We start from the raw sequence: 25,326 nt of genomic DNA, 5'->3' as shown, positions 1-25,326 counted from the left end.
GCAGATGGATAATCGCCAGCCATGTTTGAATCAAGGGTTAACCCTGATTTTTAGCCCCTGAGCGGGCCACTTTTGTAGCCATCCACCAGCTTGCTGAAGACGCAAAAGCCAAGGGTTTTTGCGTCTTTTTTGCTGGTGCGACTGGAAAAACGTCCATGCGGTTTCGCGTGGCAGGAAGCAAGGCAATGAGCTGGCAAGATTTCAAGCACCAATATCTGGTGCGTTTCTGGTCGCCCGTGCCCGCAGTGATTGCGGCCGGCGTCCTTTCTGCATATTACTTCGGCATTACCGGCACCTTCTGGGCCGTGACCGGTGAATTCACCCGCTGGGGCGGGCATATCCTGCAGTTCCTCGGTGTCGATCTCTCCGATTGGGGCTATTTCAAGGTCATTGGTCTGCAAGGCACGCCGCTCACGCGCGTGGACGGGCTGATGATCATCGGAATGTTTGTCGGCTGCTTCTCGGCTGCGCTCTGGGCCAACAACATCAAGCTGCGCCTGCCCAATCACCGTATTCGCGTGTTTCAGGCCATTGTGGGCGGCATCATCGCGGGCTTTGGCGCGCGTCTGGCCATGGGCTGCAATCTGGCTGCGTTCTTTACCGGCATTCCGCAGTTTTCGCTGCATGCCTGGTTCTTCGCCATTGCCACGGCCATCGGCTCGCTGGCCGGTGCCAAGGTCAGTCTGCTGCCGATGTTCCGGATTCCCGTCAAGCTGCAGAAAGTGACGGCACCCAAGCCCCTGGAGCAAAGCGAGGCCCAGGCCAGGCGGCGCTTTCGCATCGGCGTGGCGCTGTTCCTGGCCTGTGTGGTCTGGGGCATCTGCAAGGCTGCCGAAGCGCCCAGGCTGGGCATGGCGATTCTGTTCGGTCTGGCCTTCGGCCTGATCATCGAGCGCGCCCAGGTTTGCTTTACATCGGCCTTTCGCGATCTGTGGATCACGGGCCGCACTCAGATGGCCAAGGCCATCATCGCGGGCATGGCCGTGGGCACCATCGGCATCTACAGCTATGTGCAGCTGGGCATGGACCCCAAGATTTTCTGGGCCGGCCCCAATGCCGTCATCGGCGGCCTGCTGTTCGGCTTCGGCATTGTGCTGGCCGGCGGCTGTGAAACCGGCTGGATGTACCGTGCCGTCGAAGGCCAGGTGCATTACTGGTGGGTGGGTCTGGGCAATGTGATCGGATCGACCTTGCTGGCGCTGGTCTGGGACGACATCTCGCCCGTGCTGGCGACCAGTTACGACAAGGTCAATCTGCTCAAGGCGCTGGGCCCGCAGGGCGGCCTGTTGCTGACCTATGTGATGCTGGGTATCTCGCTGGCTCTGGTGCTGTGGTGGGAAAAGCGTTTCTTTGCCAAAAAATCCCGTCTGGCCGCTGCTGCGGCCCGCATTGCCTGAATCTCAAGGAATCCATCATGAGTGACTCCAAATACCTTCCCGATTTCCGCCTCGACATGCTGGGCGAGCCCTGCCCATACCCCGCCGTCGCCACGCTGGAAGCCATGCCCAGCCTGCAGCCGGGCCAGATTCTGGAAGTGGTCTCGGACTGCCCGCAGTCCATCAACAATATTCCGCTGGATGCCAGGAACCACGGCTATGAGGTGCTGGAGATTCAGCAGGACGGGCCGACGATTCGATACCTGATCAGGAAGTAACTCCCCCTGAGGCGCTGAGCGCCTTCCCCCTCTCTGCTTCGCGGAGGGGGACGACAGCCTCGCTGCGCGGCGGCGCTGGCTTGCTGTCCCCTTGTCGGGTTGTGCCAGTTTTAGGCGCTGTGCCCTGCATCATTGTTTGAGATTTCGCCATGACACAAAAAATCGTCATCATCGTTCACGCCGCGCCCTATGGCAGCGAGCGCTGCCTGTCGGCGCTGCGCGTGGCGACAGCCTTGCGCGGCCATGATGCCAGGCCTGAGGTAAAAATCTTTTTGATGTCCGACGCCACCGTGGTCGGCCTGCCCAATCAGCACGATGGCGCGGGCAGCGGTCTGCAGGCCATGGTCGAGCATCTGGTTGCCGAGGGCGTGAGCGTCAGGCTGTGCCGTACCTGTGCACTGGCGCGAGGCCTGGCCGATCTGACACTGATTGCAGGCTTGGAAATAGGAACTCTGCCTGAACTGGCCGACTGGACGCTGGCGGCCGACAAGGTCATCACTTTCTAGTGTGAGTCTACGACCTTTCCCGGTCCGATGCCTCCCTGGTCAGGCTGAGCCCGGCCCAGCGCCGCCTGCAGCTGCAGCGTGCCTGCACCATGCGCGACCGGGCGCGTGCGCTGTACCGCCGGCAGGTCGGCCATACGCTGCACCACACGGCCAGCAAGCGTGGCTTCACGGGCATGGCCAATGAGCGCACCCGCCAGAAGGCCCAGCGGCTATCCGGGGTGGTGCGACGGCTGGCGGGCGAGCCGGCTTGAGTCCCGCAGTCTTTGCGGAGCTGTGTAGCTATTGAAAAGTGAGCTTTATGCGCTCGTCATTCAATGATTTCAAGTTTGAATGTCATTGAAACCATTGAATGAATTGCGTAGTCAGCTCATTTTTTATGCTTGCGGCAGATGCACTGCCGATAGCAGCGGCATGCCGGTGCGGCGCGTGAACTCCTCGTAGCTGATGGGCGGGCCCATGCGGGTGTCGGCACTATTGGCCTGCCAGTACACCCAGCTCTTGCCGGTGCTGGCGTCATAGACCAGCTTGAAGAGGTGATCGGGCACCGCCACCTTGCTCTCACCGATGGTGGAGGCGTTTTTGCTGAACACCGGGCCGGTGAAGACAAAGACATCGCCCCGGGCGCGCAGCGCATACTTGCGCGTGGCCTGTTCCACCTGGCTCCAGGCGCCAGCGTTATGCACCTGGTTCTGCGGCACCATGTTCGCGAGGCTGAAGCTCTGGGCCATGGCCTCGGGCGTGCTCATGTCGGCAGCCGGGGCCATATGGCCGCGCGAGAAGCCGGAGCGCTTGTAGTCGTCGAGCTCGGAGCGCTCGGCGCGCGGCAGGCGGGCGTCGGCATAGAACCTGTCGCTGCGCTGCAAGCCCTGGGCCTGCTGCAGCACCTGACGATTCAGGCGCTCGGCGACGAACACCGGGGTCTTGGTACTGCCGTTGTGCAGCACGGCAAAACCCGAAAAACACAGCTCGCGCTCACGGGGTTGCAACTGCAGGGCCGGAGCCTTGCCGCCGGGAAAGAACTGCGGGCAGCGGGCAAAGTGCGTGGGCAGGGCCGTGGCCGTGACATCGGCCTTGTCCACCTTGCCGCCCACGCTGGGCGTGTGGGCACCGGAGCTGGAATGCAGGCCATCCAGATCCGGCCAGCCGTTCTTGCGAAAGGCCTGCAGGGTCTGGCCGAGTGCATCGAGTGCGGGGATATGCAGGGCGGCCAGCGCCTGGCCCAGCAGTCTTTCGGCAGAAACACTGGGATTGAAGCTGCAGCTGGCAATCTGGAAGCTGGCCAGTGCCGCGGCTCCCGCAGACAGGGCAAAGCGCCTGATGCGGGAGAGGCTGTAGCGAGCAGTCTTGGAAGCGGTGCCGCGCTTGCGCGCAGGCGTTTTCTTTTTCTTGGCGGTCGTCATTGAGGCGGCAATGGTACGCTGCCTGAATGCTGCTTGAGGCGTGATGCGGGCCGCCGGCCGCACTTTGTGTGTCCGGCAATGAAACCGTATGTGAATTGCCTGCGTGCAGGCAGGTGATTCAAGGATCGAGTGTTTGTTTCCGGCCCTGCTGTTGCCGGTACTGGCCAGGCGTCAGCCCCAGGTGTTTGCGAAACACATGGCCCATATGCGACTGGTGGTTGAAGCCGCATTCCAGCGCGATCTGCGTGAGGGGCAGATCGGCGCCTCGAATCATGGCGCGGGCAGCCTGCAGCCGGGTCTCCGTGATCCAGGCATGTGGCGTCATGCCCGTGAGCCGTGTGAACTCACGCAGAAAGCGCAAGGGGCTGGTGTCCACCATGGCGGACAGATCGGCAATGCTCAGCTGCCGCTCGAACTCGGCGGCAATGCGGTCCAGCACGCGCGCATAGCTGGCACCGGGGCGGGCGTCTGCCTCGCAGTCGCTGCCATCCCGGCAGGCCATGAACTGCAGCGCAGCCTGCTCGATGGCCAGGGCGTCAGGCCGAGGATTGAGCAGCAGCAGGCGCAGATGCTGTGCCATCTGCAAGGCCGCACGCTGGCCATGTCGCGAGATGCGCTGCGACGGCCCGGGCGCGTCGGCCTCATGGGCTGCATAGCGCAGCACCAGATATTCACCGCCGGTGGCCGATTCGGAAAATACTTCCACCCCCGGCGGCGTATAGCTCAGGGTGCCGGGCCAGGTGTCGAAGTCCACGCGCCTGTCGGAGGCAATCGCGTGCACGCCTTGCTGTCTTTGCAGCGCAATGCCCAGCGCATGCATGCGCACCGGGTCGCGGCTGCTGTAGGCGGCGCGGCCGAGCAAATGGATCTGCGCGGCTGGCATATCGGTTGCCGAAGGCTGAATCAGGTGGGTCTTCATGGCGGGCTGAAATTTCATGATAGACGATGGCGGGCAGCCGGCGTCACACTGCTGCTCATGAATCAAAACCTGCAAACAAGCGCCGGGCCGCATGGGGTCATAGGCCTGATCGGCGGCATGAGCTGGGAGTCCAGCGCCGAGTACTACCGCCTGATCAACCAGGGTGTCCGGGACCGTCTGGGCGCGTTGCGCTCGGCCAGGCTGCTGATGTACAGCGTGGACTTCGGCCCTGTCGAACAGGCCCAGCATGAAGGCCGCTGGGATGACGCGGCGGCGCTGCTGGCCGATGCCGCCCGTCGCCTGCAAGCCGGAGGCGCCGACTGCGTGCTGCTCTGCACCAACACCATGCACAAGGTGGCGGATCAGGTGGCGGCAGCCGTGTCGATTCCGTTTTTGCACATAGCCGACCCGGTCGGGGCGGCTGCGCGCGCAGCCGGTGTGCAGGTGCTGGGGCTGCTGGGTACGCGCTTCACCATGGAGCAGCCGTTCATGCGCGAGAGGCTGGAGCAGCAGTTCGGCCTGAAGGTGCTGGTGCCGGGCGAGACCGAGCGCGCGCAGGTGCACCGCATCATCTATGAGGAGCTTTGCGCGGGCCAGATCAGCGATGTGTCGCGCAAGCTCTATCAGCGTGCCATCGAGTCATTGGCGGCCCGTGGGGCGCAGGCCGTGGTGCTGGGATGCACGGAGATCGGCTTGCTCATCAAGAGCGAAGACAGCGTGCTGCCGGTGCTGGACACCACGGCCTTGCATGCTGCAGCGGCCGTGGACTTTGCGCTGCGGGCCTGAACTGCCGGATATCAGTGCGCAGAGCCCGGCTGGAGGATTTGCGGAATGGCGCAATGCGTGCCGGCCTCGTTCATGGCAATGTCATGCTCGTGCTTGGCCACTTCCACCGACATGGCCTGGGGCAGCGGCACGGCGTTCTTCACGGCCAGAATCTCGGCCATCACGCTCACCGCAATCTCTGCCGGAGTCTTGCTGCCGATATAGAGGCCGATGGGGCCGCGCAGCCTGGCCAGCGAGGCTTCGGTCTCGCCAAAATGCTCCATCATGCGCTCGCGCCTTGCGTGGTTGTTGCGGCGCGAGCCGATGGCGCCCACATAGAAGGCCGGGCTGTGCAGGGCCTCGAGCAGGGCCAGGTCGTCGAGCTTGGGGTCGTGGGTGAGGGCGACGATGCAGCTGCGCGCATCGGGCTTGAAGGCCATGACCGCATCGTCGGGCATGTCGGTGACGGTGCTGACCTGCGCCACCGACCAGCTGCCCATGTATTCCTCGCGCGGGTCGCAGACGGTGACCGTGAAGCCGTTGAACAAGGCCATGGTGGCCAGGTATTCGGCCAGGGCCCCAGCGCCGATCAGCAGCATGCGGTAGCCGGGGCCGAGGTGGTTGACGAGTTGCTGGCCGTCAAACTCCAGCGCGTCGGGGTGCTCGGCCGTCTGCAGGCGGACTTCGCCGCTGCTGCAGTCGACGCTGCGTTTCACCAGTGATCCGGCTTCCAGATCGGCCACCAGTTGCTGCAGGCTGGCCGCATCGGGGTTGAATTCCAGCAGCAGCTCCAGCGTGCCGCCACAGGGCAGACCGAAGCGGTGGGCTTCGTCGGCACTCACGCCATAGCGCACCAGCTGCGGCGGGCCGTCGGGAATGCCCAGGCTCTGGTTCAGGGCCTTGGTGTGGCGGGCTATCAAATCGTCCTCGATGCAGCCGCCGGATACCGAGCCAATGGCGCGACCGTCCTCGCGCAAGGCCATCATGGAGCCCACCGGGCGCGGGGACGAGCCCCAGGTGCGTACCACGGTGGCCAGCAAGGCGTGCTGACCGGCCGAACGCCAGTCGCGCAATGCCTTGAGTACCAAGACGTCGATATTGTCCATTGCTTGCTTTCTCTGTTTCTCTCGCTCGCTGCAATTTTGAAGCATCAGGCGGGCACCGGGTAGCGGCGCTACCCGTAAATGATCACCCGTAAAAAGGCCTTCCGAGGCCTGAAGGACAGGGAAGGCCGGCTTGTGCAGAGCTGTGCAGCGCTTTGGCAGCGCCTGCTGTCAATGCGCCTGGGTCTGCTTGCGCAACTGGCCTACCTTGGCAGGCAGGTCCTTCCACTCGTCCACGCCGTACTGGACACGCATGGTGTTGAGCAGGGTGGCGATCTGTGCATCGCTGAGCGCATGGCGGAAGGCCGGCATGGTGCCCAGGTCGGCATGCGCCGGATGTTGCACGCCTTCGAGTACGGCCATGATGGCGTTGTCGGGCGATGCGGAGTGCAGGCTGGTGCTCAGCGCCAGCTGGGGACGCACGCCGAAGCTGCTGCCCGAGGGGTCTGCCTTGTGGCAGGCCATGCAGGCGCCCTGGTACAGGCGGTAGCCTTCAGCATCGAGTGCCAGCTTGGGCTTGGCGGTTTTTTCCGCTATCAGTGCCTTGGCATCGCCAGGGGCGGCGTCGGCCTTGCGGTAGCTCATCAGATAGCTGGCAATGGCGTCGAGATCGGCATCGCTTTGCTGCGACAGGCCGTGGGCCACTGGAGCCATGGGGCCGGCTGCCACGCTGTGACGGGCAGAGAAGCCGGTCTTCATATAGTCGACCAGATCCTGCTTGGTCCAGGGCAGGGGCGAGGCCGTCTTGTCCGTCAGGGCGGGAGCATCCCAGCCTTCGGCGCTGCCGCCGCTCAGGTGGAACTCACCCGTTTTTTCAGCAGCCAGGCCGTTGCGCGGTGTGTGGCAGGCGCTGCAGTGACCCAGGCCTTCGACCAGATAGGCACCGCGATTCCACTCGGGAGCCTGCTTTTCATCGTCCTTGACGACGCCGGGCTTGAGGTAGAGCCAGTTCCAGGCCGCAATGCCGCGGCGCACGTTGTAGGGGAAGTTCAGCGCCGTCTCGGGCGGCTGGTTCTCCACGGCGGGCTCGCTCATCAGAAAGGCGTACAAGGCCTTCATGTCCTCATCCGTCACGCGGCTGAAGGCCGTGTAGGGGAAGGCGGGGTAGAGGTACTGGCCTTCGCGGTCCACGCCGTGGCGCATGGCGCGCTCGAAGGCTTCATAGCTCCAGCTGCCGATACCGGTCTGCAGATCGGGCGTGATGTTGCTGGTGTAGATGGTGCCGAAGGGGCTGGGCATGGCCAGACCGCCCGCATTGGTCTTGCCGTTGGGCGCAGTGTGGCAGACGGCGCAGTCGCCCATGGCGGCCAGCAGCTTGCCCTTGGCAATCTGCTGGGGCGTGAAGTCTGCTGCAGGAATGGCTGACTGGGGCGCAATCTCGCCCTGATGGGTGAGTGCCAGGCCGGCGGCAGCCAGCACGACCACTACAGCCGCACCGCCCGCCAGAATCTTTTGGAACGTTCGCATATCTATGTTCTTTATCGGTGGAGTCACTTGGACGAGGCGGCGCTGCTCTTGGCAGCCTTGAGCGCGGCCAGCACGCGGCTGGGCGTGAACGGCACTTCCAGCAGGCGCACGCCGGTGGCGTCGAAGATGGCGTTGGCCACGGCGGCGGCGCTGGGCACGGAGGCCGATTCGCCGGCGCCCATGGGTGCCTCGTTGGGACGCTCGACCAGCAGCGAGTCGATCTCGGGCAGCTCGTCAAAGCGCAGGATGGGGTAGCCGCCCCATTCCACGGAGGTGACGCCGCTCTTGTCGAAGGTGACGAACTCCTTGAGCACGCGGCTGGTGGACTGCACCACGTTGCCGTGCACCTGATGACGCACGCCTGCGGGGTTGACCATGGCGCCGGTGTCCTGGGCGACAAAGACCTTGTCGACCTTGACTTCCCCGGTTTCGCGGTCCACGGTCACGTCGACCACCCAGGTTGCCCAGGCCGCACCGTAGCCGGGGAACTTGCTGTGGAAGTAGCGGGCATAGGCAAAGCCGCGACCCTTGACCAGGCGCTGATCGTCAGCTGCCGCATTGCGGCGTGCCGGGCCTTCCTGCCAGTTGCACTGCTTCTTGGCCTCGGCAATCAGCGCCACGGCACGGGGGTCCTTGAGATAGCGCAGGCGGTACTCGATGGGGTCGGCCTTGGCCAGGTAAGCGCATTCGTCGATCCAGGACTCATGGGCGAACACATTGGGCAGGGCGGAGACGCCGCGCATCCACGAGGCGCGCACGATGGGCACGGCGTCCTGGGAGATCACGCGCATCTTGGGATACTCGTACTGCGGAATGGCAGTGCGGTCGCCCATTTGCTGGGCTTCGGTCTTGGCAGACACCTTGCCCGTGAGGATCAGAGCCAGCGCCGAGGCGTTGTTCGAGGGGTAGCAGGTACGCAGCTCATAGGCGGCCACATTGTTTTGCTCGTCCAGGCCGCCGCGCACGCGAATCAGCTGGCCCGTGCCCTTGGGCTCCCAGCCGGCTTCCTGCTCGCGCATCAGCTGCACGCGCACGGGCTTGCCCACGGCGGCAGACATCAGCACCGCATCCGAGCAGACGTCGTCCGCGCAGTTGCGGCCGTAGCAGCCGGAGGCTTCGAGGCGGGTGACGTTGATGTTGTCGGCATTCACGTCCATGAGCTTGGCAATGTCCTTGCACACGTCGTGGGGGTTTTGCGAGCCGGTCCAGACCTGGATCTGTCCGTCGCCCACTTCGGCAATCGCGCAGGACGGGCCGATGGAGCCGTGAGCGTGATAGGGCCAGACATAGTCGCGGGTCAGTGCAGTCTTGACCTGCTCGATCGCCTGCAGCGCGCCTTCGTCTTCCTGCAGCACGCGGTCTGTCTTGGCGTGGTCCACCAGGGTCTGATGCAGGCCGCTCAGCGACATATCGGGCAGACCGTTCCATTCCTTCCAGGTGACCTTGAGCTGGCGCATGGCAGCGATGGCCTGCTCTTCACGCTCGGCCACCACGCCCACGAAGTCGCCCTTGACCACGACCTTGACGATGCCGGGCAGATGGGCGATGGACTTCTCGTCCACCGACACCAGGCTGGAGCCCAGGGGCGCCGTGGCATCGGCGCCGGTGTAGGGAGGACGGATCACGCGGCCGTGCAGCATGCCGGGCACGCGCAGGTCATGGATATAGGTCAGCGCGCCCAGAACCTTGTTGGGGATGTCCACGCGCTGCACCGATTTGCCGATGTACTCGAAGCCGGACTTGCGCAGCTCGATCTTGTCGTCGACCTCGATCTGCAGATCCTGGCCCTGAACCAGCTCGCCATAGCCGTAGCGCTTGCCGCCGGCGATGACAAAGCCTTTCTGGGTGGTGATGCGCTCGGCGGGAACACCGGATTTTTCGCTGGCCAGCTTGATCAGCAGCTGGCGCACCTGCGCTGCGGCATGACGCATGGGCAGGGACGATACCTGGATGGTGTTGCTGGCAATGGTGGGGCCCAGGTCCGGGGTGCGGGCGGTGTGTCCCAGCACCATGGTCACGGCGGCAAAGTCCACATACAGCTCGTCGGCCACCAACTGGCCGAGAGCCGTGCGCACGCCCGTGCCCAGGTCCACGTGGCCGTTGTAGGCCGTGACGGAGCCGTCGGCGCCAATCGCGATGAAGCTGTCCACCAGCTTGGCCGAGGGAATGGGGAAAGCGCCCTTGGCAGCCGCTTCGGGGGCGGTCTGGGCCATCAGCAGATGGCCGCCTGCCACGGAGCCGACCATCAGCATGCCGCCGGCCTTGAGCAGCTGGCGACGGGTCAGTTGAGCGTGATTGTCTTTGGTGAAGAATTTCATGATCAGGCAGCCTTTGCGGTAGTGGATGCGCCGGCGGCGGGGAGGGCCGGGCTGTGGCCCTTGGCAATCAGCTCGCGGGCGCGCGCGGCGGCCTGCATGATTTCCACATGGGTGCCGCAGCGGCACAGATGGCCGGACAGGGCGTGCCTGATTTCTTCGTCGCTGGCCTTGGGCTGCTGGTTGAACAGGGCGACCAGCGCCATGATCATTCCGTTGGTGCAGTAGCCGCACTGCGCAGCCTGTGCATCGACAAAGGCTTGCTGCACCACATGCAGGGTGTAGGTGCGTGCGGTGGCAGGCGCCTTTGTCTCGGCGGCGCTGACATCCAGCACGGCGCGGTCCTGCAGGGCCTGCGCGCTGGCGGCCTTGCTGGCGTCAGGCGACAGGCCTTCCAGCGTGGTGACCTTCTTGCCGTCGACCGCCTTCAGGGGCACGGAGCAGGAGCGCGCCACCTTGCCGTCGATCAGCACGGCGCAGGCACCGCACTCGCCCAGGCCGCAGCCGAACTTGGGGCCGTTGAGCTGCATGTCATTGCGCAGCACATACAAAAGAGGTGTGTCGGCAGTGGCGCTTTGCGCGTTCACTTCCTGGCCGTTCAGAGTGAATTTCATGACGTAGGTTTCAAGAGTCAGTCTTATATATGTGTAGTCAATTATATGACTAGACAAAAATAAAAGAAGTTCACTTGATATAAAGCAGACGCTGTTGCTCTGGTGTGCGCTAGCCGAGGCAGGCTCGGCCTGCGCCGGGCGGCGACTTGCTGGCCCGAGATACGGCGGCAGGGACAGGCCCGTCCCGGGAGAAGGCCTGCCCCGGATGAAGGCCCGCCCCGGAAGCCGGCTGCGCCGCTATGGACTGATCCGATCCGGGGCCATGCCCAGAGCCGGGAAGCCATGCTGTTTGCGTGGAGATGGGACGCGCCTGCCGACTTGGGGATTGAAGCGGCGCAGAAATGGGGCTTCAATGCACGGACACCGAATGCCGCCAGTGCATCGATAGAGAGGGGTTCGCGGTCTGCGGGTTTGCAGACATTCATCAGTCCCTGTTCAGGAGAGCCAAGATGGTCAGCAAAAACACGATTTGTCTCTGGTACGAAAGCGAGGCACTGGAAGCCGCCAGGTTCTACGCCCGGACTTTTCCCGACAGCGCCGTGGGCGCGGTTCACCATGCGCCGGGCGACTACCCGTCCGGCAAGCAGGGCGATGTTCTGACGGTCGAATTCACGCTCATGGGCATTCCCTGCCTGGGCCTGAATGGCGGCCCTGTCTTCAAGCACAGCGAGGCGTTTTCGTTTCAGGTCGCGACGGACAGTCAGGAGGAAACGGATCGCCTGTGGAACGCCATCGTCGGCAATGGCGGCCAGGAAAGCCAGTGCGGCTGGTGCAAGGACCGCTGGGGGCTGTCCTGGCAGATCACGCCGCGCGTGCTGACCACGGCCATTGCCGATCCGGACCGCGCCGCCGCCAAGCGGGCTTTTGAAGCCATGATGGAGATGAGGAAGATCGATATCGCCGCTATCGAGGCTGCCTGGCGCGGCTAGGCGGCCCGCTGCGATAGCAAGGCGGCGGCAGGCCGACGGGCCGGTCCGGTGCAAGCAGGCATCGGGGCGCCCGCGTGCGCTGGCGCACTTTGCCAAGCTTTGAGCGTCCTGGGGCAAACGCTTTGCAGACAGCTCTCCTACAGTGAAATTGCTTTCAATTTCGACGACCCGGTGCCTGCCGGCCGCTGTTGCCCATGTCTTTTGAATGCCTGGCGGCATTGCTCAGGGCGGGCAAGCCGCGGCCGTGGCTGTGCGTCGGAGCCCGCATTCACTTGGAGACATGTCATGAACTTTCTCGACGGCCATCTGTTCCCCGAAAACCAGCAACCCCTGATCATCACAGCGGCGCCCTATGCCCCGGGCTGGCTGCCTTCGGACTTTCCCGAGGACATTCCCGTCACCATGGAGGCGCAGATTCAGAAAGCCGTGGACTGCTACAACGCGGGCGCCACGGTGCTGCACCTGCATGTACGCGAGCTGGACGGCAAGGGCAGCAAGCGCCTGTCCAAGTTCAACGAACTGATCGCCGGCGTGCGCAAGGCCGTGCCCGAGATGATCATCCAGGTCGGCGGCTCCATCAGCTTTGCTCCCGAGGACGAAGGTCAGGCGGCCAAATGGCTCTCCGACGACACCCGCCACATGCTGGCCGATCTGGACCCGGTGCCCGATCAGGTGACCGTGACGGTGAACACCTCGCAGATGAACGTGACCGACCAGGCCGAAGATGCGGACTTTGCGGGCACCTCGCGCGCCAATCCCACGCTGTTCAATGCCTACAAGGAAATGACCGTGCCCGCGCAGCCGGGCTGGGTGGAAGAGCATGTGCGCCGCCTGACCAGGGCCGGCATCCAGAGCGCCTTCCAGTGCTACAACCTGAACAGCTTCGAGTCGGTGGAGCGCCTGATGCGCCGTGGCTTCTACATGGGCCCGCTGGTCATGAACTGGGTGGCGATTGCCGGCGGCATGGACACGCCCAGCCTGTACAGCCTGGCCAACTTTGTGCGCGCCGTGCCCGATGGCGCCGTGCTGACCGTGGAGAGCAATGTGCGCAACGTGCTGCCCGTGAACATGTGGGGCATCGCCGCCGGTCTGCATGTGCGCTGCGGCACCGAGGACTGTCTGTGGAACCAGACACGCACAGAGAAGGCCAGCACCGTCTCGCAGATCGAGCAGCTGGTGCGCATCTCGCGCGAGTTCGGTCGTCCTGTCGCCACCGCCAGGCAGGCGCGCGAGATCAGCAAGATCGGCGTGTTCTACGACAGCGTGGAGGAAAGCCTGGCCGCCAACGGTTTTGCGCCCAACCGGCCCGGCGCCAACCAGGGTTTTCTCAGGAAGACCTCCTGATCTTCCGGGGCAGGCTTGCAGGCAAGGCGATCACGGCCTCGCCTGCAAGCGGTCTCTGCTGAACCGACATGCGCAAAAAACGGCCTCCGCGATGGAGGCCTTTTTCATGCCAGGATGATTTCTGGCGGGCCCGGAAAATGGCCCTGGCCAGGGTGAGGGCAGGCCTGACATAGTCTCCGCACGCCAGGGGGCACAGCAATGACAGGCTGTACCTGGCGACGCTGTCGCCCCCTCCCGGGTCTGGGTTCTGCGTTCCGGCTTCAGGGCGAGATTGGCGCAAGACAGGGCAGGGCCCGGTTGGGCGCGCATCCATGTTGCGGGTGATGGCAAAAAATAATAGCTGCCTGCGCTTGTTTTCAAAGCGTTTCGGGCAGCTATGTCTCTATCCTCGATGTCAGTCAGGCGATGCTAGCTATTGTTTTTTATGCAGCACAGGCGTTTTGCCAAATGTTGTGCGCCATGTCGCGGCGCCGGGGTGCGGTGGTGCCGGCTGGGATTGGCCCGTCAAAAAAGGCTTGTCAGAAGGGCTTGTCGCCGATGATGGCAGCACGCTCCATCTTTCGCGCGGCGGGCCAGTAGTCCTGCACGGCGTAATGCTGGGTGCAGCGGTTGTCCCACATGGCGACGCTGCCGGGCTTCCAGCGAAAGCGCACCTGGTACTCGGGGATGGCCGCCTGACTGATCAGATAGTTCAGCAGCATGCTGGCACCGGGCGTCTTGTCCTGGCCATAGCGCACGTTCTCGGGCGTGTGGTAGTTGGCAAAGTGGGTGGTGAAGCTGCAGACGTAGAGAATCTTCTCGCCGGTTTCGGGATGGGTGCGCACCACGGGATGCTCGACCGGAGGATGCAGGCGGCCCAGCTCCAGACGCTTTTCTTCGGGCATGACGGCACCGAAGCCATGCTCGATGCTGGACTTGGCCTTGAGGCCGGCTATTTTTTGCTTGATGTCCTCGGGCAGGTTGCGGTAGGCCTCGGCCATGTTGACCCAGATGGTGTCGCCACCGACGGCAGGGCCTTCGATGCAGCGCAGCACGCAGCCCATGGTCGGGTTCTCGCGCCACTGACCGTCGGTGTGATAGGTGTTCTCGTAGTTTTCGCGCTTTTCGCTGCGGTAGATCTGCACCAGACCGGGGTGGTCGGGGTCGCTGCCGGCCACGGGGTGGTCCTCCAGATCGCCGAAGTGGCGGGCAAAACCCACATGCTCGGCACGCGTGATGTCCTGATCGCGGAAGAACAGCACTTTGTGCTGCAGCAGCAGGGCGCGAATTTCCTCGGCCAGGCCCTTGTCGCGGGACGCATCGCCGAGGTGGATGCCGGAAACCTCAGCGCCGATGCTGCAGGTCAGTTGTTCGACTTTCATGGTCTTCTCCTAAGTACCCGGCAAGGCCTTGATGCAGGGCGCCGCCGTCTGATGGAAAAATTTTCGGCGCAGCAACAGCCGCAGGGCTTGACCAAACGCGTCAGCTTGTTGCCCTCTTGGGTGGGTGCAAGGAAAACCCTAGGGCGGGCCCGGGTCGTCATGAAGTGGACGCATCTGCGCACCAAACCGTCATATCTGTCGCGATCTACTGGTATCCATTGATTGACTGCTTGTCTTGATATTGATAAACATCAATGCCCGAAATGGCAAATGACCCCAGGTCCTGTCTCCGTCCATGAAATCCGGGCCTGTTGTGCAGGACCCGGGTCAACCGTTTTCCAGGTCACGATGAAGCCCCGTATCCGAAGTGTGAGCCTGTGCAAGTACGCCAAGGTGGCGAACGAGCTCGGCATCGATCCGCTGCGCATGTTCCGCCAGGTGGGGCTGGATCACAGCTGTCTGAGCTCTCCCGACCTCATGGTTCCAGAGGCTGCGTTTGCGCAGTTGCTCGAGGCTTCGTCCGCCCAGGCTGGCCATGCTTCGCTGGGCCTGCTCATGGGATCGCACTGGCGTCTGTCCGACTTCGGGCCGATCAGCCTGCTGCTGCAGCACCAGGCCAGCCTCTCCAGCATGCTCAAGACCTTCAAGGACTACGACCACATGATCAGCACCACCGTGGGCACGGAGGTGGTGACCCAGGGGCGTTATTCCATCATTCAGCTGAACCTGGATACCGAGCGCGAGAACCCGGGTCGCCACCCGGTGGAGCTGGGCATCACGGCGCTGATGAGCCTGTGCCGCTATCAGCTGGGCAAGCACTGGAGCCCGGCCAGCATCCACTTCTCGCACAGCGCACCGGGCAGCACCATGAGCCATCGCCGCGTGCTGGGCAGCGAGATCGTGTTCGGCTCGGACTTCGATGGCATCGTGGTGAGCAACGAGGATCTGGAGGCCATCGATGCCGATCACGACAGCCTGATGGAGAGCCACGCCCGCAGCCTGATGGAGAGCCATGCACCGCGGCCCATGGCCAGATCGCTGGAGCAGCAGGTGCGCAGCACCTTGCAGTCGCTGCTGCCCCACGGCCGCCACAGCATTGCCCATGTGGCCGGCGCGCTTGGCTATACGGCCCGCTCGCTGCAGCGGCACCTCGAAACCCAGAACACCAGCTTTCAGGAAACGCTGGACGCCGTGCGCAGCCAGGCAGCGCTGCGTGCGCTGCAGAATCCGCAGCTGTCGGTGAGCGAAGCGGCAGCCCAGGCCGGCTTTGCCGAGAACAGCTCGTTCACGCGCTGGTTCAGCAAGCATTTTCAGCAAAGCCCCAGCAGCTGGCGCCAGCAGAATCTGAATCGCAGCCTGTCCTGAGAGCGCTGTCCGAATGAAAACGCCAGCTTGGTCGCTGGCGTCTTGCGTTGCCGCTCAGGGCTGGGGCATCGCGGCCAGCTGGGTTGCCTCGGGCTGGGCCTTGGCCAGCAGAAAATCGATACAGGTGCGCACGGCCTTGGTCTGATGCCGGTTGGGCAGGTAGAGCAGATACATATGGGTGCCGAAGATGCTGAGCCGGTACTCGTCCAGCGTGCTCAGCACCTCGCCCGTGGCCAGCTTGTCCTGCACCACATAGTCGGGCACCAGACCTACCCCCAGACCGGCCAGGATGCCGTCGCGCAGAAAAGGGAAATGCTCGGAGATCATGGTGGGCTCCAGCATCACTTCGTGGCGCTCGGCGCCCAGATAGGCGGCCAGGCGCAATTGCCGCCCCGTGACTCCGGCGGTGATCAGCGGACTGGCGCGCAGGGCATGCAGGGTTTTGGGCAGGCCGTGGGTCTGCGCATATTCGCGTGAGGCGCAGGCCAGGTAGCGCACCGTGCCCAGGCTGCGCGCCACCAGGGACAGGGGCGGCTCCTGGATCACGCGCACGATGATGTCCACATCGTCGCGCAGATTGTCGGCCCGGTTCTCGAACAGCACGTCGAGCACGATGCCCGGATAAAGGCGCTTGAACTCGATCAGCCATTCGCTCATCACGATCTGGCCGTAGCCGCTGGGCACGCTGATGCCCACGCGGCCCTGCAGGCTCTGGCCCAGCGCCGTGATGGCCTCGCGTGCGGCCAGCATTTCGTTGTGGATGTTGCGCCCATGTTCGTAAAGACGCATGCCGATCTCCGTGGGCTCCACGCGGCGCGTGGTGCGCTTGACCAGTTGCACGCCCGCCGCCTTTTCCAGCTGGGTCAGGTGATAGCTCACATTGGCACGCGTCATCTTGAGCTTGCGCGCTGCCTGGCTGAGATTGCCGCTATCAATGATTTCGACCAGCAGGGTCAGCGATTGGGAGTCCATGGTGTATTTGTCTAATTTTCTTTGACAGTCTGTCAATGATTCATGGGATTGTTAGAAAACATTGTCGTCGTAAAAATAAAGCCCATTCCATAAAGAGATTCAGGAGACATGCATGACCGCCGAAGCCAGCACTTCTGTCGTTGAACTCAAGCAAGACGGTGACGTCCTGCTCGTCAGCGTCAACAATCCGCCCGTCAATGCGCTGGGCGCTGCCGTGCGCCAGGGTCTGATGGCGGCCATGGAGCAGGCCGATGCCAGCGCCGCGGTCAAGGCCGTGGTGATCGTGGGTCAGGGCAAGGCTTTCATCGCTGGTGCCGATATCCGCGAATTCGGCAAGCCTGCGGTCCAGCCCTTCCTGCCCGATGTCTGCAACCGTATCGAGGCCTGCAGCAAGCCCGTGGTGGCCGTGATTCATGGCGCGGCACTGGGTGGCGGTCTGGAGATCGCCATGTCGGCGCATTACCGCCTGGCGCTGCCTGGCGCGAAGCTGGGTTTGCCCGAGGTCTCTCTGGGTCTGGTGCCCGGCGCCGGCGGCACGCAGCGTGCACCGCGCCTGATGGGCGTGAAGGCGGCGACCGAGCTGATGCTCAGCGGCCAGCAGATCGGCGCCAAAGCCGGGCTGGCAGCCGGCCTGGTGGACAAGCTGGAAGAGGGCACGGACCCCGTGGCGGCCGGCCTCGCCTATGCGCGTGAGTTGCTGACCCAGGGCGCGCCGCTGCGTCCCGTCAGCGCCACGCCGGGCCGTCTGGCCGACAAGGCCGCGGCCCAGGCGGAACTCGATGTGCTGCGTGCCGACACCGCCAAGAAGTCGCGTGGCCTGTTCTCGCCGCTGAAGATCATCGATTGCGTGCAGGCCGCTCTGGATCTGCCTTTTGCCGAAGGCCTGAAGTTCGAGCGTGCCCAGTTTCTGGCCTGTATCGACAGCCCGCAGCGCGCCGGTCTGATCCACGCCTTCTTTGCCGAGCGCGAGACGGCCAAGATTCCCGAGGCCCGCGCCGCCCAGCCGCGCGCCTTCAGCAAGATCGCCATCATCGGCGGCGGCACCATGGGCGCGGGCATCACCGTCTCGGCACTGGATGCCGGCCTGGTCGTGACCATGATCGAGCGCGATGCCGAATCCATCGCACGCGGCCAGGCCAATGTGGAAAAGGTCTACAACGGCCTGATCGCCAAGGGCCGCATGAGCGAAGAGGCCAAGGCCGCCATCATGGCGCGCTACACGCCATCGACCCGCTATGACGACATTGCCGACGTGGATCTGGTGATCGAGGCGGTTTTCGAAGACCTGGAGGTCAAGAAGGCGGTGTTCAAGGAACTGGACCGCGTCTGCAAGAGCGGCGCCGTGCTGGCCACCAACACCTCGTATCTGGACATCGATGCGATTGCCGCCGTCACCAGCCGCCCGCAGGATGTGATCGGTCTGCACTTCTTCAGCCCGGCCAACATCATGAAGCTGCTGGAGATCGTCGTGCCCGCCAAGGTGGCGCCCGATGTGGTGACCACGGCCTTCGAACTGGCCAGGAAGATGAAGAAGGTGCCGGTGCGCGCCGGCGTCTGTGACGGCTTCATCGGCAACCGCATTCTGGCCACCTACAAGCAGGCCGCCGACTACCTGATGGAAGACGGAGCCAGCCCCTACGAGATCGACGAGGCCGTGCGCGGCTTCGGCTTTGCCATGGGGCCCTTCCAGGTCACCGACCTGGCCGGCGGTGATATCGGCTGGGCCACACGCAAGCGCCGTGCTGCCACGCGCGACCCCAAGGCCCGTTATGTGGAGATTGCCGACCGCATCTGCGAAAATGGCTGGTTCGGCCAGAAGACGGGCCGCGGCTTTTATCTCTACCCGCAAGGTGCGCGCATCGGTCAGCCCGACCCCGAAGTGCTGGCCATTGTGGATGCCGAGCGCGCCAAGAAGGGCGTGACACCGCGTTCGTTCACGGCCGAGGAAATCATGCGCCGCTACATGGCTGCCATGGTCAACGAAGGCGCCAAGGTGGTGGGCGAGGGCATTGCACTGCGCCCGCTGGATGTGGACGTGACCTTTATCTCCGGCTACGGCTTTCCGCGCCACCGCGGCGGCCCCATGAAATGGGCCGATATGCAGGGCCTTCCCAAGGTGCTGGCCGATATCGAGGCCTTTGCCAGGGAAGACGCGCTGTTCTGGAAGCCCGCGCCGCTGCTGCAGAAGCTGGTGGCCGAGGGCAGGAACTTCGAAAGCCTGAATAAGTAACACCCCCTGAGGCGCTCCGCGCCTTCCCCCTCTCTCGCTTCGCGGGAGGGGGACACTGCCCTCGCTGCGGGGCGGCGGGGCCGCCTAGGCCCTTGCTCGGCAGTCCGCCGATGGGGTGTGCCAGTTTTTGAGCGATTAATCAAAATAAGTAGCTGCTAGCGCTTTATTTGTATTGATTTCAGTATGAAAAATATCTGAAAGCAGGTAATGACAGGCGCTTGAAGCTATCAAAAATAGTTTTCAACATTCACAGAGACAAGCACCATGCGTGAAGCCGTTATCGTTTCCACCGCCCGCACACCGCTGACCAAGTCGCATCGCGGCGAGTTCAACGTCACTCCCGCCGCCCAGCTGGCAGCTTTCTCCGTCAAGGCGGCGGTGGAGCGCTCGGGAGTCGATCCCGAAATGATCGAGGACCTGATTCTGGGCTGCGGCAACCCCGACGGTTTCCAGGGCCGCAATCTGGGTCGCCAGACCGTGTTGCGCGCCGGGCTGCCGCTGTCGATCGCCGGCACCACGATCACGCGTTTTTGCGCCTCGGGTCTTCAATCCATCGCCATTGCGGCGGGTCGCGTCGTGGCCGAGGGCGTGGACGTGATGCTGGCCGGCGGTATCGAGACCATCTCCGGCATCCGGGCCGGCAACAACCTGCCCACCGACATGGACCCCTGGCTTGTGGAGCACAAGCCCGAGCTGTACATGGCCATGATCGACACCGCCGATGTGGTGGCCAAGCGCTATGGCATCACGCGTGAAGACCAGGATGCGTTCTCGCTGCAAAGCCAGCAGCGCACGGCAGCGGCCCAGGCCGCCGATCTGTTCAAGGACGAGATCATTGCCTGCTCCACACGCATGATGGAGAAGAACAAGGAAACCGGCGAAGTCACCTACCGCGACGTGGTGGCCACGCAGGACAACTGCAACCGCGCCAGTACCACGCTGGAGGGGCTGGCCAGGCTGGAGCCTGTAAAGGGCCCGGGCAACTTCATCACGGCCGGCAATGCCTCGCAGCTGTCCGACGGCTCCAGCGCCTGCGTGGTGATGGAAGCCAGGCTGGCAGAGCGTCTGGGCCTCAAGCCCCTGGGCGCTTTCCGCGGCTTTGCCGTGGCCGGCTGCGAGCCTGACGAAATGGGCATAGGCCCCGTGTTTGCCGTGCCCAAGCTGCTCAAGCGTCACGGCCTCACGGTGGATGACATCGACCTCTGGGAGCTGAACGAGGCCTTTGCCTCGCAGGCCCTGTATTGCCAGCGTCAGCTGGGCATTCCCAACGAGCGTTTGAATGTCAACGGCGGCGCGATTGCCATCGGTCACCCCTTCGGCATGACGGGTGCACGCCTGACCGGCCACATCCTGCTCGAAGGCCAGCGCCGCAAGGCCCGCAACCCCAAGGTCAAGTGGGGCGTGGTGACCATGTGCATCGCCGGCGGCATGGGCGCTGCGGGCCTGTTCGAGATTTACTAAGACCCCCTGAGGCGCTGCGCGCCTTCCCCCAAAGGGGGACGACAGCCTCGCTGCGGGGCGGCGGGGCCGCCCAGGCCCTTGCTCGGCATCTCTGGTTCAGAGTGTGCCGGTGTCAGAGGCTGCGAAGGCGCAATGAGCCATGGATCACCAGGAAACAGCAATGGATTTGCAATTCACCCCCCAGGAAGAGGCGTTTCGCGCCGAGGTGCAGAGCTTTCTCAAGGAGAAGCTGCCCAAGCATATTTCGCTCAAGGTCAAGGCCGGCCAGCGTCTGAGCAAGGCCGATCAGGATGAATGGCATGCCATTCTCAACGAGCGCGGCTGGTATGCGAATCACTGGCCCCAGGAGCATGGCGGTCCGGGCTGGGGAGCGGTCGAGAAGTTCATCTTCGACACCGAATGCGCCCTGGCTGGCGGCCCGCGCATCGTGCCCTTCGGCGTCAACATGCTGGGGCCGGTGCTGATCAAGTACGGCAACGAGCAGCAAAAAAAGTACTGGCTGCCGCGCATTCTGAGCGGGCAGGACTGGTGGTGCCAGGGCTATTCCGAGCCCGGCGCGGGCTCCGATCTGGCCTCGGTGAAGACCACGGCCGTGCGCGATGGAGACTTCTACATCGTCAACGGCCAGAAGACCTGGACCACCCAGGGCCAGCACGCCAACATGATCTTCTGCCTGGTGCGTACCAAACGCGAAGCCAAGGCCCAGGCCGGCATCAGCTTTTTGCTGGTGGACATGAACAGTCCCGGCGTGGAGCTGCGTCCCATCCGCACGCTGGACGGTGACAAGGAAGTCAACGAAGTCTTCTTCACCGATGTGAAGGTGCCGGTCGAGAATCTGGTGGGCGAGGAGAACCGGGGCTGGACCTATGCCAAGTATCTGCTGACCTATGAGCGCACCGGCATTGCGGGCGTGGGCTTCTGCATCTCGGCCCTGGCCAAGCTCAAGGTCATCGCCGCCAAGATGCACAAGAACGGCCAGCCGCTGAACCAGGACCCATTGTTCGCCACCCGCATGGCGCGCGTCGAGATCGATCTGGAGAACATGAAGACCACCAATCTGCGTGTGATCGCGGCCGTGGCCGGTGGCGGCGTGCCCGGTGCGGAAAGCTCCATGCTGAAAATCCGAGGCACCGAGATCCGCCAGGAAATCCTGTCTCTGATCCGCCGCGCCATGGGCGTGTATGCCGTGCCCTATATCGACGAGGCCCAGTACGAAGGCTATGACCAGGCGCCCGTGGGCGGCATCGACGAAGCCGCCACGGCCTCGGCCAACTACTTCAACTACCGCAAGCTGTCGATCTTCGGTGGCTCCAACGAAATCCAGAAGAACATCATCTCCAAGATGATTCTGGGCCTGTGAACCTGTAACCCCCTGAGTCGCTTCGTCTGGGCGACCCCGCGCCTTCCCCTGGCCGGGCGCCCCCTAGACGGACGCCCCTAGCCGGACGCCCCAAGGGGGACGACGCCCTCGCTGCGGGGCGGTGCGGCCGGCCTAGGCCCTTGCCGGGCATCCCTGGCGAACCGGGCGGTGGCATGCGACACCGATTCGTTCGATTGGGTAGAGAGAATTTGTCATGAACTTCACACACACCGAAGACCGCCGCATGCTGGCGGACAGCCTGAACCGCTTTGTGGCCGAGCAATACGGCATCGAGCAGCGCAACCAACTGGCCTATGGCGCAGAAGGTCACAGCCCCGCGCTGTATGCGCAATTTGCCGAGCTGGGCGCGATCGGCGCACTGTTCCCCGAAGAGGAGGGCGGCTTTGGTGGCTCGGGCTTTGACATCAGCGTGGTGTTCGAGTCGCTGGGCCGCGGCCTGGTGGCCGAGCCGCTGCTGGGTGCGCTGGTCGTGGGCCAGGCCCTGATTGCGGCCGGCACCGAAGCGCACAAGCGCCAGCTGGCAGACATCATCGCAGGAGGCGTGATCGCCGCCCTGGCACACGATGAGCCGGGTAGCCACTACGAGCTCAACAAGGTCACGGCCACGGCGGCCAGGAGCGCCACGGGCTGGGTGCTCAACGGCGCCAAGAGCGTGGTGGCCTTTGGCGAAAAAGCCGATCTGCTGCTGGTGTCCGCGCGCACCGCAGGCGGCATGTTCGATACTGCCGGCATCAGCCTGTTCCTGGTCGACGGCAACGCCGCCGGGATTGCCAAGCGTGGCTATAGCCGCATGGAAGGCGGTCGTGCCGCCGAGCTGACTTTCGAGAATGTGCAGCTGGCCGAGGAGGCGCTGCTGGGTGCCGAGGGCCAGGGCCATGCCGTGCTCGAGCATGTGCAGGGCTTTGCCCTGCTGGCACTGGCTGCCGAGGCGCTGGGCGCCATGGATGTGGCCAAGCAGAACACGCTGGAGTATCTGCAGACGCGCAAGCAGTTCGGCGTGGCCATCGGCAGCTTTCAGGCGCTGCAGCACCGCATGGCCGATCTGCTGCTGGAGGTGGAGCAGGTGCGCTCTGCCGTCATCAATGCGGCCGATGCCATCGACAATGCCCAGGGCACCGAGCGCGAGAAGATGCTGTCTGCCGCCAAGTACACCGTGGGCTCCGTGGGTACCCTGGTGGCCGAGGAAAGCATACAGATGCATGGCGGCATCGGCATGACCTGGGAGCTGCCGCTGGCGCATTACGCCAAGCGACTGATCATGATCGACCACCAGTTTGGCGACGAGGACCATCACCTGGCGCGTTTCATGGCCTTGACCCAGGCATGAACTTCAGCGCCTGAGGTGCTGCGGTTTCATTAGACATGGAGAATATCAATGAGTGACGCTTTGCTGATTCGCCGCGAAGGTGCCGTGCTGGTGCTGAGCAACAACAACCCGGCTGCGCGCAATGCGCTGTCGCCCGAGTTCTACGCGGCCGTCACGACCGCGCTGGCGGATGCTGCGGCCGATGCCGGCGTGGGGGCGGTCGTGCTCACGGGCGAGGGCGGGCATTTCTGCGCCGGTGGCGATCTGCGCCAACTGGCCAGGCGCCGCGAACTGCCCGTGGAGCAGCGCCGAGAAAAGCTCGAAGGCCTGCACGATCTGATTCGCGCCGTGCGCGACTGCTCCAAACCCGTCATCGCCGCCGTCGAAGGCGCGGCAGCGGGCGCGGGTCTGTCGCTGGCGCTGGCCTGCGATATGCTGGTGGCCGCCCGCGACAGCCTGTTCTCCGTGGCCTATGTGAAAGTGGGACTGACGCCCGATGGCGGCGCCACGGCCTTTCTGGCCGAGTTCGTCTCGCGGCAGGTCTTGACCGAGCTGTGTCTGACCGGCGAGCGCATCAGCGGCGAACGCATGCACGCTCTGGGCCCCGTCAACCGCCTGGCCGAGCCCGGCCAGGCGCTGGTCGATGCCATCGCGCTGGCCGCCCAGATCGCTACCGGCCCGGACCGGGCCATGGCCCTGATCAAGGACCTGTGCCGCCGGGCGCCGCGCAATACGCTGGAGCAGCAGCTGGAGCTGGAAGCGCAGCACATGGTGAACTCGCAAGGTAGCGAGGAGTCCCGTGAAGGCATTGCCGCCTTTCTCGAAAAGCGCAGCGCCGATTTCACCAAACTGCGTGCTTGAGCGCTCGACGAAACCAAGATTTTCCAAGGAGACAAGGCAGATGGCCGACAGCAATACCGAACAGAACCAGGACATCGACTTCCCGCTGGAGGGGGTGCGAGTACTCGATCTGTCCCGCGTCTTCGCCGGGCCGCTGTGCGGCATGGTACTGGCCGACTTCGGCGCCGAAGTGGTCAAGGTCGAGCACCCGGGTCGCGGCGATGACACGCGTGACTGGGGCATTCGCATCGGCAAGACCGAGACCACCTACTACAACAGCATGAACCGCAACAAGCGGTCCATCACGCTGGATCTGCAAACGCCCGAGGGCGTGAAGATTCTCCATGATCTGCTGCCTCAGTTCGACGTGCTCATCCACAACTTCAAGACCGGCGGCGCCGAGAAGCTGGGCCTGGGCTACGAGCAGCTCAAGGCCATCAAGCCGGACCTGATCTACTGCGCAGTGGCTGGCTACGACAGCAGCGGCCCCGAGGCCAAGCGCCCTGGCTACGATCTGGTGATCCAGGGCGAGGCGGGCCTGATGGCACTCAATGGTGAGGCAGGCATGCCGCCGCTCAAATTCGGCGTGGCCGTGGTGGATCTGGTAACTGGCATGTATGCAGCCCAGGCCGTGCTGGCCGCCTTGTTCCGCCGCGAGCGCACGGGCAAGGGCCGGCTCATCGAGATGGCACTGTACGACAGCGGCATCACGGTCACCGGCTACTACGGCCTGGATGCCCTGCAACTGGGCCATGATCCCGAGCGCTACGGCAATGCCCATCCATCCATCGTGCCTTACGGCATGTACGAGGCCGCCGACGGCCCGCTGATCATTGCCGTGGGCAACAACAGCCAGTTCGACAAGTTCTGCCGCCAGGTCATCATGCGCCCCGACATCGTCGAGGACCAGCGCTTCTCCACCAACGTCAACCGGGCCAGGAACCGGCTGGAGTTGCTGCCCATGCTCAAGGCACTGATTGGCAGCTTCCCGCGCGATCTGCTGCTGGAGCGCCTGACGGCAGCCGGCATTCCCTGCGGCCGTGTGGCCGGCCTGCACGAGGCCCTGACCAGCGAGCGCACGCGCCGCAGCGGTCTGCTGCGCGACATGCCCCATCCCGTGGTCGGCACCACGCCCGTGTTCGCGCCGCCCTATCGCCTGGACGGACAGCGCCTGCCCATCCGCCATGCACCGCCCACGCTGGGTGAGGGCACGCGCGAAGTGCTGCAGCGCCTGCTGACGCTCGATGATGCGCAACTGCAGGACCTGCAAGCCAGGGGCGTTCTCACGCTGCCCCAGGAGCCTTCATGAAGCACCCCTGAGCCGCTGCGCGGCCGGCATAGGCCCTTGCTCGGTGTCGCTGCGTTGGGCCGTGTCAGGCTCACAGGCAGCGGAC

Annotated in this window: 22 protein-coding genes; 14 read left to right on the top strand and 8 right to left on the bottom strand. The window is 64.1% G+C overall.

The features are described from left to right. Window positions 1–155 precede the first annotated feature (155 nt). From yedE to F0P97_RS21805, 4 genes are all read left to right on the top strand, one after another. A complete protein-coding gene (gene yedE / locus F0P97_RS21820; protein WP_182284181.1) occupies window positions 156–1,397 on the top strand; it encodes a selenium metabolism membrane protein YedE/FdhT in 1,242 nt (413 codons plus the stop codon). Window positions 1,398–1,414: 17 nt separating this feature from the next. Then, on the top strand, window positions 1,415–1,654 hold the full coding sequence (gene yedF, locus F0P97_RS21815) for a sulfurtransferase-like selenium metabolism protein YedF (RefSeq protein ID WP_182284179.1): 240 nt from the start codon (window positions 1,415–1,417) through the stop codon (window positions 1,652–1,654). 149 nt (window positions 1,655–1,803) lie between these two features. Continuing rightward, a complete protein-coding gene (locus F0P97_RS21810; RefSeq protein ID WP_182284177.1) occupies window positions 1,804–2,160 on the top strand; it encodes a DsrE/DsrF/TusD sulfur relay family protein in 357 nt (118 codons plus the stop codon). Window positions 2,161–2,249: 89 nt separating this feature from the next. Continuing rightward, the gene (locus F0P97_RS21805; protein WP_232538013.1) at window positions 2,250–2,411 is read left to right on the top strand and encodes a hypothetical protein; all 162 of its coding nucleotides are present in this window, start codon (window positions 2,250–2,252) and stop codon (window positions 2,409–2,411) included. Between the two features lie 123 nt (window positions 2,412–2,534). On the opposite strand, the gene F0P97_RS21800 is transcribed toward F0P97_RS21805, so the two are convergent. Together F0P97_RS21800 and F0P97_RS21795 are read right to left on the bottom strand one after the other, a co-directional pair. Next, complete coding sequence (locus F0P97_RS21800) at window positions 2,535–3,560, bottom strand: DNA/RNA non-specific endonuclease (protein ID WP_182284175.1); 1,026 nt, start codon at window positions 3,558–3,560, stop codon at window positions 2,535–2,537. A gap of 118 nt (window positions 3,561–3,678) precedes the next feature. Further along, window positions 3,679–4,479 carry an AraC family transcriptional regulator gene (locus F0P97_RS21795; RefSeq protein WP_182287283.1) on the bottom strand — a complete coding sequence of 267 codons (801 nt, stop codon included), beginning with the start codon at window positions 4,477–4,479 and terminating at the stop codon, window positions 3,679–3,681. Window positions 4,480–4,536: 57 nt separating this feature from the next. On the opposite strand from F0P97_RS21795, the gene F0P97_RS21790 reads away from it, so the two are divergent. Further along, window positions 4,537–5,265: an aspartate/glutamate racemase family protein gene (locus F0P97_RS21790; protein ID WP_182284173.1), complete on the top strand. Its 729-nt coding sequence runs from the start codon at window positions 4,537–4,539 to the stop codon at window positions 5,263–5,265. An 11-nt stretch (window positions 5,266–5,276) separates the two neighbouring features. Here F0P97_RS21790 and F0P97_RS21785 read toward each other — a convergent pair whose 3' ends face one another. The 4 genes from F0P97_RS21785 to F0P97_RS21770 all read right to left on the bottom strand — a co-directional run bounded on the left by F0P97_RS21785 (window position 5,277) and on the right by F0P97_RS21770 (window position 10,743). Next, window positions 5,277–6,350 carry an XdhC family protein gene (locus F0P97_RS21785; RefSeq protein ID WP_182284172.1) on the bottom strand — a complete coding sequence of 358 codons (1,074 nt, stop codon included), beginning with the start codon at window positions 6,348–6,350 and terminating at the stop codon, window positions 5,277–5,279. A gap of 168 nt (window positions 6,351–6,518) precedes the next feature. Continuing rightward, window positions 6,519–7,814, bottom strand: a complete 1,296-nt coding sequence (locus tag F0P97_RS21780) for a c-type cytochrome (RefSeq protein WP_182284170.1) — start codon at window positions 7,812–7,814, stop codon at window positions 6,519–6,521. Window positions 7,815–7,837: 23 nt separating this feature from the next. Beyond that, window positions 7,838–10,132 carry a xanthine dehydrogenase family protein molybdopterin-binding subunit gene (locus F0P97_RS21775; RefSeq protein WP_182284168.1) on the bottom strand — a complete coding sequence of 765 codons (2,295 nt, stop codon included), beginning with the start codon at window positions 10,130–10,132 and terminating at the stop codon, window positions 7,838–7,840. A 2-nt stretch (window positions 10,133–10,134) separates the two neighbouring features. Further along, window positions 10,135–10,743, bottom strand: coding sequence for a (2Fe-2S)-binding protein (locus tag F0P97_RS21770; RefSeq protein ID WP_182284166.1), 609 nt, complete (start codon window positions 10,741–10,743; stop codon window positions 10,135–10,137). A gap of 449 nt (window positions 10,744–11,192) precedes the next feature. Here F0P97_RS21770 and F0P97_RS21765 point away from each other — a divergent pair, with 449 nt between their 5' ends. After that, window positions 11,193–11,672, top strand: a complete 480-nt coding sequence (locus F0P97_RS21765) for a VOC family protein (protein ID WP_182284164.1) — start codon at window positions 11,193–11,195, stop codon at window positions 11,670–11,672. A gap of 285 nt (window positions 11,673–11,957) precedes the next feature. After that, a complete protein-coding gene (locus tag F0P97_RS21760; protein ID WP_182284162.1) occupies window positions 11,958–13,016 on the top strand; it encodes a 3-keto-5-aminohexanoate cleavage protein in 1,059 nt (352 codons plus the stop codon). 518 nt (window positions 13,017–13,534) lie between these two features. Here F0P97_RS21760 and F0P97_RS21755 read toward each other — a convergent pair. Next, the gene (locus F0P97_RS21755; RefSeq protein WP_182284160.1) at window positions 13,535–14,377 is read right to left on the bottom strand and encodes a TauD/TfdA dioxygenase family protein; all 843 of its coding nucleotides are present in this window, start codon (window positions 14,375–14,377) and stop codon (window positions 13,535–13,537) included. 348 nt (window positions 14,378–14,725) lie between these two features. Between F0P97_RS21755 and F0P97_RS21750 the strand changes: the two genes are divergently transcribed. After that, the gene (locus F0P97_RS21750; RefSeq protein WP_232538011.1) at window positions 14,726–15,742 is read left to right on the top strand and encodes an AraC family transcriptional regulator; all 1,017 of its coding nucleotides are present in this window, start codon (window positions 14,726–14,728) and stop codon (window positions 15,740–15,742) included. 54 nt (window positions 15,743–15,796) lie between these two features. Here the strand turns inward: F0P97_RS21750 and F0P97_RS21745 are convergent, their stop codons facing one another. Continuing rightward, the gene (locus F0P97_RS21745) at window positions 15,797–16,714 is read right to left on the bottom strand and encodes a LysR family transcriptional regulator (protein ID WP_182284158.1); all 918 of its coding nucleotides are present in this window, start codon (window positions 16,712–16,714) and stop codon (window positions 15,797–15,799) included. A 112-nt stretch (window positions 16,715–16,826) separates the two neighbouring features. On the opposite strand from F0P97_RS21745, the gene F0P97_RS21740 reads away from it, so the two are divergent. The 6 genes from F0P97_RS21740 (at window position 16,827) to F0P97_RS21715 (ending at window position 25,241) form a co-directional block, all read left to right on the top strand. Beyond that, window positions 16,827–18,944: a 3-hydroxyacyl-CoA dehydrogenase NAD-binding domain-containing protein gene (locus F0P97_RS21740; RefSeq protein WP_182284156.1), complete on the top strand. Its 2,118-nt coding sequence runs from the start codon at window positions 16,827–16,829 to the stop codon at window positions 18,942–18,944. 264 nt (window positions 18,945–19,208) lie between these two features. After that, complete coding sequence (locus tag F0P97_RS21735) at window positions 19,209–20,405, top strand: acetyl-CoA C-acyltransferase (RefSeq protein ID WP_182284154.1); 1,197 nt, start codon at window positions 19,209–19,211, stop codon at window positions 20,403–20,405. A gap of 160 nt (window positions 20,406–20,565) precedes the next feature. Next, window positions 20,566–21,765 carry an acyl-CoA dehydrogenase family protein gene (locus tag F0P97_RS21730; RefSeq protein WP_182284152.1) on the top strand — a complete coding sequence of 400 codons (1,200 nt, stop codon included), beginning with the start codon at window positions 20,566–20,568 and terminating at the stop codon, window positions 21,763–21,765. A gap of 214 nt (window positions 21,766–21,979) precedes the next feature. Then, window positions 21,980–23,113: an acyl-CoA dehydrogenase family protein gene (locus tag F0P97_RS21725; RefSeq protein ID WP_182284150.1), complete on the top strand. Its 1,134-nt coding sequence runs from the start codon at window positions 21,980–21,982 to the stop codon at window positions 23,111–23,113. Window positions 23,114–23,161: 48 nt separating this feature from the next. Then, entirely contained in the window at window positions 23,162–23,953 is a 792-nt protein-coding gene (locus tag F0P97_RS21720) for an oxepin-CoA hydrolase, alternative type (protein WP_182284149.1), read from the top strand. A 40-nt stretch (window positions 23,954–23,993) separates the two neighbouring features. Further along, window positions 23,994–25,241, top strand: a complete 1,248-nt coding sequence (locus F0P97_RS21715) for a CaiB/BaiF CoA transferase family protein (RefSeq protein ID WP_182284147.1) — start codon at window positions 23,994–23,996, stop codon at window positions 25,239–25,241. Window positions 25,242–25,326 lie beyond the last annotated feature (85 nt).

Origin of the sequence: Comamonas testosteroni (genome assembly GCF_014076415.1) — a bacterium.
GTDB classification, from domain to species: Bacteria; Pseudomonadota; Gammaproteobacteria; order Burkholderiales; family Burkholderiaceae_C; genus Comamonas; species Comamonas testosteroni_F.
Note: the sequence above shows the minus strand (reverse complement) of the source record. Positions and strands in the feature narration are given on the sequence as shown.